14 protein-coding genes are annotated in these 9,592 nt (G+C 45.8%); 2 read left to right on the top strand and 12 right to left on the bottom strand.

The window, feature by feature from the left end; translation table 11 throughout:
• Nucleotides 1-98 precede the first annotated feature (98 nt).
• Genes B9J87_RS06335 through B9J87_RS06315 form a run of 5 tightly spaced genes read right to left on the bottom strand, consistent with a single transcriptional unit; the run spans nucleotide 99 to nucleotide 5,201 of the window.
• Complete coding sequence (locus B9J87_RS06335; RefSeq protein ID WP_094149795.1) at nucleotides 99-380, bottom strand: hypothetical protein; 282 nt, start codon at nucleotides 378-380, stop codon at nucleotides 99-101.
• Between the two features lie 2 nt (nucleotides 381-382).
• A complete protein-coding gene (locus tag B9J87_RS06330) occupies nucleotides 383-595 on the bottom strand; it encodes a hypothetical protein (protein ID WP_094149793.1) in 213 nt (70 codons plus the stop codon).
• A gap of 12 nt (nucleotides 596-607) precedes the next feature.
• The gene (locus B9J87_RS06325; RefSeq protein WP_094149792.1) at nucleotides 608-2,125 is read right to left on the bottom strand and encodes a DNA cytosine methyltransferase; all 1,518 of its coding nucleotides are present in this window, start codon (nucleotides 2,123-2,125) and stop codon (nucleotides 608-610) included.
• Nucleotides 2,126-2,135: 10 nt separating this feature from the next.
• Nucleotides 2,136-4,934 carry a replication endonuclease gene (locus tag B9J87_RS06320; RefSeq protein WP_254918102.1) on the bottom strand — a complete coding sequence of 933 codons (2,799 nt, stop codon included), beginning with the start codon at nucleotides 4,932-4,934 and terminating at the stop codon, nucleotides 2,136-2,138.
• A 57-nt stretch (nucleotides 4,935-4,991) separates the two neighbouring features.
• Nucleotides 4,992-5,201, bottom strand: a complete 210-nt coding sequence (locus B9J87_RS06315; RefSeq protein WP_094149790.1) for a hypothetical protein — start codon at nucleotides 5,199-5,201, stop codon at nucleotides 4,992-4,994.
• A 69-nt stretch (nucleotides 5,202-5,270) separates the two neighbouring features.
• Between B9J87_RS06315 and B9J87_RS06310 the strand changes: the two genes are divergently transcribed.
• Nucleotides 5,271-5,555, top strand: coding sequence for a hypothetical protein (locus tag B9J87_RS06310; RefSeq protein WP_094149789.1), 285 nt, complete (start codon nucleotides 5,271-5,273; stop codon nucleotides 5,553-5,555).
• 302 nt (nucleotides 5,556-5,857) lie between these two features.
• Here the strand turns inward: B9J87_RS06310 and B9J87_RS06305 are convergent, their stop codons facing one another.
• The 7 genes from B9J87_RS06305 to B9J87_RS06275 form a co-directional block, all read right to left on the bottom strand.
• Nucleotides 5,858-6,085: a hypothetical protein gene (locus B9J87_RS06305; RefSeq protein ID WP_094149788.1), complete on the bottom strand. Its 228-nt coding sequence runs from the start codon at nucleotides 6,083-6,085 to the stop codon at nucleotides 5,858-5,860.
• Between the two features lie 132 nt (nucleotides 6,086-6,217).
• Entirely contained in the window at nucleotides 6,218-6,622 is a 405-nt protein-coding gene (locus B9J87_RS06300) for a hypothetical protein (protein ID WP_094149787.1), read from the bottom strand.
• On the bottom strand, nucleotides 6,622-6,912 hold the full coding sequence (locus B9J87_RS06295; RefSeq protein WP_094149786.1) for a hypothetical protein: 291 nt from the start codon (nucleotides 6,910-6,912) through the stop codon (nucleotides 6,622-6,624). Before B9J87_RS06295 ends, B9J87_RS06300 begins: the two co-directional genes overlap by 1 nt.
• Nucleotides 6,909-7,466, bottom strand: a complete 558-nt coding sequence (locus B9J87_RS06290; protein ID WP_094149785.1) for a hypothetical protein — start codon at nucleotides 7,464-7,466, stop codon at nucleotides 6,909-6,911. Before B9J87_RS06290 ends, B9J87_RS06295 begins: the two co-directional genes overlap by 4 nt.
• Before the next feature lie 106 nt (nucleotides 7,467-7,572).
• The gene (locus B9J87_RS06285) at nucleotides 7,573-7,857 is read right to left on the bottom strand and encodes a hypothetical protein (RefSeq protein WP_094149784.1); all 285 of its coding nucleotides are present in this window, start codon (nucleotides 7,855-7,857) and stop codon (nucleotides 7,573-7,575) included.
• Between the two features lie 11 nt (nucleotides 7,858-7,868).
• Complete coding sequence (locus B9J87_RS06280) at nucleotides 7,869-8,411, bottom strand: phage regulatory CII family protein (protein ID WP_094149783.1); 543 nt, start codon at nucleotides 8,409-8,411, stop codon at nucleotides 7,869-7,871.
• A gap of 114 nt (nucleotides 8,412-8,525) precedes the next feature.
• Nucleotides 8,526-8,726: a Rha family transcriptional regulator gene (locus tag B9J87_RS06275; protein WP_094149797.1), complete on the bottom strand. Its 201-nt coding sequence runs from the start codon at nucleotides 8,724-8,726 to the stop codon at nucleotides 8,526-8,528.
• A 163-nt stretch (nucleotides 8,727-8,889) separates the two neighbouring features.
• On the opposite strand from B9J87_RS06275, the gene B9J87_RS06270 reads away from it, so the two are divergent.
• On the top strand, nucleotides 8,890-9,543 hold the full coding sequence (locus tag B9J87_RS06270) for a helix-turn-helix domain-containing protein (protein ID WP_094149782.1): 654 nt from the start codon (nucleotides 8,890-8,892) through the stop codon (nucleotides 9,541-9,543).
• Nucleotides 9,544-9,592: the final 49 nt, after the last annotated feature.

The raw sequence follows: 9,592 nt of genomic DNA, 5'->3' as shown, positions 1-9,592 counted from the left end.
ATCTAGTACTACATATAATTTTTCATCTTCTCCCATACTGACAAAGAAAGTCACGATGAATTCCATCGCGTTAACTAGGCTCTTCATTGATTTTTCCATCACATCACCTCTTTTCCTGAAATTTCATAAACTTCAACATTGAGCCAGTGCAGAATGTTTTTAGTTTCATTGAGTACCCAATGCCACTTTGGCGCGGCTAGGTGTTTGGGTAGTTTGATGACTTTTTTCGTTGCGCCATCATTGGCGACTACTTTCTTTGGCTTTTCTAATACGGTAAAGCTGAAGTTCACTTCGTCGAACGTGACTGTTTCACCGTTTAGGTCTTCAAATGAATAAGCCGCTTGATGTGCGTGGTATGTTTTTCCGGTGATTAGTTGCATGGCTATTTCCCTATCTTGGTTAATACACTGAACATCGCCGCGGCTTGCATTTTTACGGCCATGCTGTTTTCTATCCGTGAAGTGAGGTTTTTTAATACCAATAATTTTTCGAAGTCGCTTAGCTCTGCACTCGCGGCGAACGCTTCAAACTTTTCTTCTAACTGACTTGAAACCACATCAACGGTTTCTTGGTCTATTTCATGGTTTTGTTTCATGGCTTAAGTTCCCTACGCTGCTACTGTTAGTGTTTTAATTTGTAAATTTGCTTCAACAAGCGCTTGAGCCACCGGAGGGCATACCGCATTACCGCATCTTGCTACTTGGCTTGCTTTGCTTATTTTCTTGCCTTGGGAGTTATGAGTAATTTTGTAATCAGCAGGGAAGCCTTGCGCGGCAAATAACTCATGAGGCTCAAGCATTCGCATGCCGATGTCGACGATCTGGTATTGCTCTCCATGAACGGTGACCAAACCAAAACGGTCTTTTGTGGTTACAGTGCCAATTGGCGATTTAAGATCTTCACCGAAGCTAGTGCCGTAATACTTAATTAGGAAAGCTCTCACTTCGCCTAGGTGTAACCCGCCGGCTGAAATTGTGTGTAGTGGCTCATTTGTTGCGTGGCCGATATTTGTGCCGCGAAGCTTAACCATATGGCTTGTTACTAGAGCTTGGGTGTTTGCAGTGCCAGGTCTTTTTTGTTCGCCACCGGATGTGATGGTATGAACTGGCGTTTCAATATCATAACCAACGCTTCCAGACCTGAACTTTGTCATGAACGCCATGACTAGTGCGTTATGATCAGTCGTTGTAACGGTCGCTAATGGCTCTCTTAAATCTGAACCAGTAACGCCTGTATAGTGCTTGGCAATAAATGCGCATTCGCCGTTAACAACAAATGGTGAATCTGTACCAAATACAAACTTTTCCAAACCTTTTGCGATACGCTCCATTGTTTTTTCGGCAAGTGGTTTTTTTCGTCCGAAAATTGATTTAACAGGGATTGACCAGTCAATGATATCTGATGCGGTCGCGTAAGGCATGAGTCCTGAACCTTTCGGGCCGTGCGTTGGAGCTGGCCATGCGATTGGCTGATTGTCATTACGAGCGACTAAAAAGAAGCGTTTACGAATGGTTGGCGCACCGTAATCACAAGCGTGAAGAACTCGATAATCGACATTGTAACCAAGCCCTTTCTCAAGTTTTTCATACGGAAAGGTTTCCCCTAGTGCATAACGTATTTCTTCCCATGATGGGTGTTGTTTCTCCAATCCAGTAGTAAGTACTTTTACAAAAGCCTCGAACGTTTCACCTTTTCGATCAGGGCATGGTTTGAACTTCCCTTCTTCGGCTTCAACAACTGGCCCCCAAGTCATAAACTCTTCAACGTTCTCAAGCATAATGATGCGAACCGGCACAAGTGCGGCCCAACGAATTGCCACCCAAGCTAAGCCGCGAATGTTTTTATCTACAGGTCGGTTACCTTTTGCTTTTGAAAAGTGCTTGCAATCAGGTGAGAACCAAGCCAAGCCAACCGGACGCCCTTCGCATGCTTCGACTGGATCAACATCCCAAACCGATTCGCAATAGTGCTTCGTTTCTGGGTGATTCATTTTGTGCATATCAATCGCTGCGGGATCGTGGTTTATCGCAATATCAATATGGCGGTTAAGGCCAAGTTCCATGCCAGTGGAAGCACCACCGCCGCCTGCAAAGTTATCTACAACAATTTCACCTGGTAGTATCATTTTCTTATCCTTACGCTAATGGCCAGTCTTCTATCATTTCTTTGTACTCACTCCAGCTTGTTGCTGCAGGAACGTCGTGGGCAAAGATAGATAAATCCGGTTGTGGGTAATCATCTTCTTCCGTCAGTTGGATAACTTCCGGCTCTGGCTCGGCTTTCTCGCCTAGCCAACTTAAATCAGGCTTAAATTCATTGCGGTATACGATTTGGTCTGGGCGTCTTTCGCCATCGCCAATGTGCAGCTTGACGCTTTTCTCTTCCGTTACCCTTAACCAACGCCCTTTCAACAGGTTTTGCCTGAAACTTTCGGTTAAATCATGCTCATTTATTAACCGACTTATTTCATATTCAACTAACGGGCTTAACTCTATATCGTGATCACTATTAACCTGTTCGCTTTGGGGCCGCGTACAGTTATTGACAGAACTCCGAGAGGCGGCAGAGCCGCCAGAAAGAGCAAGAGCCCCCGCTTCAGCTTGGTTTGTCTCATTTGGCTTAAGGCGTTTGCGGCTGATTTTCCACGTGTTTGGATTCTCAGTTGGTTTGAAAACTTCATACTCTTTTTCAATGCGAGTTTTAGTGGTTGGCTTTTTGGTGATAGTCCAATTCTTAACGCGGGTTTTTACCATCACGCCGGAAGCGTCGAACCCTTCTAGCTTGCGCACGGTTTCGCCATGCGGCGAGGCAAACGGCAACTCTAAGTAAACGTTCTTCACTGTTAGGTCTTTGTGCGCTACAAACGGGCCACCTTGGCCCATGATGTAACCTTGAAAATCCCCTTTATCGGCGGCTTCCATGGCGGCTACGGCGCTGCCGTTTTGGTTCTCTATACTCGGTTGATAGTTTTCGCTTAGCATCACGAACAGGCGCTTTGCATCAAAACGCTTTTTATCTTTCAATAGAGCATCTGGAATTGGCGGGCCGACAAACTTCTTGTTTGGCTTGCGCTCCATCTCTTTGTAGATCTCTAACATTTCTTCACGCGATAACTGGGTTAGGTAATCCATAAAGCTGGATTTATCTAAATTGGCGTAGCGGCGCAGTTCTCGGTAAGTGGTAACAGGCGCACCGCCGAAGAACTGGAACTGGCGAATAGCCCAGCGGGATTTCCACGCACAGACGTTTTTCGCCATGTCTTTCACGCTTTTGCCCGTTTCATCTGAAACGAGATCATCCATTGCGTAACCATCAATATTTTTAGCAATGTATTTGGCGATATAGCCTGTTGCGGTGCCTTGGCTTGGGTCGATGAATTTCACATCACAACGGGCTTTGTAATTGATGTTCAGTGACGTGACTTGGTTTCGCATAGTCGCCACTTTGACTTGCTCGGGTATTTCGATTTCTGGGCGCAGGTCAGCCAGTGCGCACGGGTAATGCTTGGCATAAAGTTTGGTCGGCACTTTGAAGCGGTTGGCCTTTTCGATTCTTTCTTGATACGACAGCACGTAGCTTTGCGCGCTGTAGTTCACCGGATAATAAAGCTCGGCCTTATCGAATAGCTCCATCGCTTCGGCTTTTACTGCATAACGAATGAAGATGTCGGAAACTCTTAGCGCATCTTGCGGCCTTACCCACAACAGCAAATGCCAGTGCGGTGTGCCGTCATGGTGCGGCTCGGCCACGCGCAGGCCAAACCAGCGGATTTCCTCACGCCCAAGTTTGGCGCGAATGCGTTGCCATACGTTGTTTAAGTAGTCTTGGGTTTGCTTTGGGCTTGCACCGTTCCAGTGGCTAATAAAACCACCGTTTTGATAATTGTTGTGGTATTTGCCCGGCGCGGTCAGCGTAAGGAACATGCCTTGCAGGTTGAGCAAATTACCGATGTCTTCATAGCCACGGCAGCGCGCCATCAATTCATGGCGCAGAATGGCAGGGTTAGAAATGCTTTTTAGTACCATGCCCATGAGTTCGGCTTCTTCGCCCGTCTCTTCTTCAAACAACATGCCGTTTTTGATGAATTCCCAGTTCTTCTCTTTTTGCTCTTTGTGTTCGCGCAGGCAATCCCATGAGCAGTAAGCCGATGCACGTTTAGACACTTGGCCCATGGCAATGGCAAGGTGTTCACGCATGATTTTACGCACACGCACTAAGCGATTGAGTATCCACTTTTCATCGCTCATTTTTAGAATATCGGTCGTGGCTGATAGTGGCGTTTGCTTCTTGTATTTGCGCGCTGGCTTAATGCCAAGCGATCGCACGAACTGGGCAAGCAGTTCGTAAACGATGATTAATGCGGCGTCCACTTCTTCACCTGTTTCTTGTTGATGCTGTTCCATGATCACGCTTTTCTTTTTGTTGATGATGCAAGAAAGCTTGTATGCCATCTCTTTGAGCTCGTCACGCTCAAGCTCTGCAATGATGCGCTCTTTGCTTGGCTTGGCGTTTTGTTCGATGCGGTCAAAATCAAAGCCGATTTGCTTTGGTTGCGGGTGCTGAAAATCGCTTTGCTCAAGGTCGTTTTCTTCGCTGAGCAAAGTAATTTTTTGAGTGGTTGGCAGTTGGCTGTATTGGGCGAGCACAAATCTTGCTCGCTCTATTGCTGGTTCCATTTTTTCACGAAGATAGGTGTTTGCTGCCTCTCTCCCTTTTTCAGAAAAAATAGATTTATAGCGTTTTGCAAAATACTTAGTGATGTAGATAGGCATATCACTAAAGTATTTTTTACTGGTTCTCCATGCGTGATCATCTGGATTGAGTTGATATAAATCTCGCTCAATAAAGTTTTGCTCGTCTGGCTCAATAACAACAGGCTGATACCCATGAGCTAAACAAGCGTCCCTCTCACCAATTGGATTGAGAGGGCGCATGTATATGTTGCGTTGTGGCCTTATGGGTTGGTAGTGTGATGAAGCTAACATATGGCTCTAACGAAACCTCGCTTGCGAATGCTCATCACATGCATAGCTCGGCCTCTTTTTCCCTAAGCAGAAGTACAACCCATCTAATTCTGCTGTTGTTTTGATTTGCTTTAGAGCTAGCTCAGGACGAGCTATGAGCCCCGCTTTTGAATAACTAAGAGCGACATTGCTCTCTAGCGATTCAATTCGCTCTAAAATTTGTTCTTCATTAATCATGCTATTTCTCTTTTTGTACTTTCTTGTGATATTAAATAAGTTGTATTCTTCTCAACTCAACGGCACCTTATGAAAACAAAGCTTTACAAAACTGATAACCTTCTTTCATTTGATGATTCACTCATTGATTTCATCGAAAACTATGAATCAAATGAACACCTTCCAGAATATAAAGTCGCCATCCTTGGTAGTGACAACACTCACTACCGAACCATCACGGTTTATGGTCATGAAGCACTTGAAGACCTAGACGATGAATTAACAGACTGGCTCATGGTTAATCGGCTTGATAACCCTCCTCACGCAGGGTTCGTCGCGATTTATTCAGAGAGTAACGACGGAGACATTTTTTAAGCTCATCATCAGCAACATCCAATGAGCCGCCAGACTTCATGGCGGCTTTTAAGCATTCAAAATATGCGAAACTCAGCTTAGATTTATTCGGGTAATGACGGTTAAATAATTGCTCAGCAACAGTCAACGAGCCGCACTCACGAATACACTGACATTCATAATCTTCAATCATTGAACTTAATGTTAAGATTTCTTCTTTCATACTTCCCCCTCGTGTTTCTGATTAACTGGCATGCCGCAGCTTGTGCAGGTGGTGTCGCTTTCTTTGATCACCGCTGGGCAGTGTGGGCATAGAGTTTCTTTCATACTTCCCCCAACTCTTGAGTAGTCACCACCATAAAACCGCCTTTGTTTTTGCCTTTGCTGATCACCCCTTTGTGCAGGTGTGTGCAGTTAAGGTCTAAACAGGCTTGGTCGATGGCCGCGTCCATTGATTCAAAATCCCCTACCTGCACGTTGGCAGGCTCAAACGTTTCTTCATGGCGAACTATGCCGCCATCGGCACAGAGCATCACTGCGGCGTATTGCATGGCTTGTTCCCTTTCGATAATTGGCGGCAAATAACGCAAACGTTGAAACCGTGCTTGTCTTTTTCAACAAGCAGGTCATTAACGATGCGGTGGCAGTGGCGGCAAATGCAGTGCGTGGCTTGGTTGCTCATATCACATTGCCTCTAAGGTTGGGTGGCCGTGGATGGGTTCGCAGTCACGCCACCACATTTGCATTGATGCGTGTTGGCTTGTGCTGCGGTTGCATGCGGAAACAAAGAAAAGTGCGCGGATTGCGCCTAGGGCTTGGTGTGACATATCACTGTCGGTGGATTGGTTGAAAACAACAATCCAAAAGCACCACCAAGCGGTGATGAAGTCTTCAAGACATAAGCCTTGTTTTGTGCCGTTAACGTTAACGAGCATGGCGCGCGTTGAATCGAGTTCGAGCATTGGCCCTTGGCTTGATTCGATAACGTTAAACACACGGAAGAACTGTTCTATCTTGCGAGTAGTGAACCCTTCATGACGCAAGATCACTTCCAGTTCTTCTTTGTGAACCGTGATGATGTTGGCCATTATTCAGCCTCCACAACGAAAGGCCCGTCCGTAACGATCAGTCCACCTTCGTCATCAAAAATGAAAGAGAGACCTTCGTACAAAACACCCGCTTCAGAAAAAAATAAATCTGCAAATTCATCAGACTTGGAGGCTTTTGAATGCAATAGATTAGATAATTCATCTAATACGGCTCTTTCTTCTCGCATAGCTTCTGAATGCTGATCGGTTAGCTCTTGGCGTTTTTGACGTGCGTTTTTTACATCGTCTAATAACTGCTTCACTGGCTTGGATACGGTTATCTTGCTCATGCTCCCACCTCAGCTTTTGTTTCAGAGGCTTCACGCGCTTCTATGATGAGTTCGGTTAATTGGCTTTCGATGAAAAGGAGTTTTTTAAGCGGGTTAGGTTCGATGGAAAGATAGACGTCCTCATTTAATAGCCTTTCTTTTTTCGACTCTTCATCACTCCAGTCAGTGCTAATATGAACCGCCCAAACTCTGAACGAATTCGAATGACAATCTAGGTCAGTAAACACTTGGATCACATCATTGTTCGACAGCGCTAACACGTTGATGGCGTGGATAACATCGTAGATATCGCGGTTAGCAATCGCTTTGCTAATTTGTTGTGCTTCATCTTTAATTTTATCGCTTGTCAGTGGGGGCGTGAATTCAATACGAATTGGCTGTGGTAACAACGAGCTGAACGCCATGCAAACACGGCGTTGGTTGGTTAACATCATCTCGTGCATTTCACGGGTTTGTCGCAATTGCTCGCGGGTGTCTTCGTTAAGTTCTTTTGCAATAGCAACGGATTCTTTTGCAACTTTTAGCGCTTCACGCGCCTCATTCGTTTCACTCATTTTCAAAGCTCCTACGCTTATCGATGTAAAAAAAGCCCTCCCTCAATCCGCAGAAATCGAGAGGGCAAAGACGCCTTGGCTAGGCTGTATTTCGTTTAAAACTGGGTTACGACCAACGGTCTAAAATGCGTTGCGCTTTCATATCTAGGCGGTTGATTTCTTGCGCGATGAGCGTGCGCTTCATTTGCGTTGTGTCTTCGCTGTTGGCTTTTTCGATCAGCTCTGCGCGTTTTTTGCGCAATGGCTCAAGCAGCTTTTCGCGCAGCTCTGCGCGAACGCGTTGCAGGCAAGCTAGCCCCTTTTGCTTTTGCGTAGCGTTAAGGCTGTGGTGCGGCATGTCCGGGCAAGGTTGGTGACATGCGGTTTCAAAGTTTTGGATTGCAACTGACATGGTGGTTTCTCCTATGCTAAGCCGGGGATGGCTGCACCGTTCATCACGAAATCAACACCCATGCTCAGCAAAGGTGATACGCCTGTGGTGCGTTTTTCTAAATCGGATATCAGCAAAACGAGGTTGCCAAGCGCCGCCTGGGCGGTGGCTAAGGTTTTGCGCTTTTGGCTGCGCGGGTAGCGGTGTTCGTGGCTAAGTGCTAACACGCTGCCAGAAAGCTGGCCCACAAGGTTCGAGTGTTCAAGAATGCGTTCAACAAGGCTTTTCGCTTGTTCTTCCACGGGTACCGATGCCGTTACCACGCCCAAATCACCCAGCAAGGTGTTTAGGATGCTGTAATCACCCGACTCTTTGCACAGCAAAGCCAGTTCTACAGGGTTGAGTACGTGCGGTTGCTCTGGGTTGAGCTTGTTCCGCAACATGGTTCCGCTTCTTATGCCAATGCGTTTGGCGAGCGATTCCATATTGTGGTTAACGGCGAAATCACAACAAACAGCGTTGTAAGATTGCTGTTTGCGTTCACGTAATTCGCACATGGTTGTGTTTGCGTCCATGTTCGACAATCTCCTAAGCGAAGAACGGCGGCACGAAAATGACGACAAGTGCGAACACGTGTAGCCATTTCGGGCAGTGGGTTTTAGTGGGTACAAGGGAAGAAAGGCGCATGGTTAAACCTGCTGTAGCGCGGCTTCTTCAGCCCACTTAACCATGTTGACCAACACTAAACGTTGGGTGCCTTGTTTTTCGCGGATAGGGATGTCGCCGTCAGACAACAACTTATCGAAAGTGCGTGGTTTAATGCCTGTGCGGCGTAGAAACTCTGCTTTTGTGACGTATGCAGCATCAACTGCTATCTGTACGCTTGCCATGGTGATATCCTTAACGGTTGAATTAGAGCGGTTCTTTGCGAGAAACGGCGCTTTAATGTTGAACACACAAGGATTATTGATCTCATTTGACATTCTTTCAAGGTCTTATTTGGGTATCTTGATGTTTATTTGAGATCTTTGTCACATTAGGTCTTATTTAGCTATGAATAAAAACAATAAAATCATGCCATTCGAGTACCTTAAAGGGCGAGAATTTACTGATAACCTCAAACGAGTTCTTAAATGCCGCAACCTCGAAGAGTTGGGTGATGTTTTGGATGTCCCTAAATCGACATTTACGACATGGAATGCGCACGATAGAACCTCACATGAGCTCATGGTGAGAATTCATTTAGCTAAGAATATCCCCATGAAAGAACTTGCTTTGAAATCAGACCAACCAAATGAACTTGGTGCTGTTGGTGATTTACGCGCAAGCTATAGCATTCCAAGCAGTTCCTCTTTTTCAAACCCACAGCATTCAACTGTGATTCTAAAAAGCTTCTGCCTTTCAAACGGGCAGCTTTTGGATACGGGCGAAATTCCCTATGCGGTGCGCATCTTCAACAGTTGGAACCTTGATTCGTTAACCACGATAGAAATCGAAACGAACGATGGCCGCTTTCTTGTAGATAAAAATCAGAATGATGCGGTAAGCGGTGAATACCTAATTGATATGAATGGCCGAATGTCGATCAACCATATTCAAAGGCTTCCTAATAAACTCGCCGTTGTGTTCGGCAATGCCACCGTAGAAGTGGCAGAGGAAGATATAAAAGTCATTGGCCGCGTGGCTGTGACATTAAAGAAAAATTAATTATTAACTTGGCTAGGTGAATATATGACGGACTCACACTTATTGGACG

Origin of the sequence: Vibrio sp. V19_P1S1T109, from assembly GCF_002241375.1 — a bacterium.
In the GTDB taxonomy this organism is placed as follows: Bacteria; Pseudomonadota; Gammaproteobacteria; order Enterobacterales; family Vibrionaceae; genus Vibrio; species Vibrio anguillarum.
The sequence above is the reverse complement of the archived record's forward strand: the minus strand, read 5'-3'. Positions and strand labels throughout refer to the sequence as shown.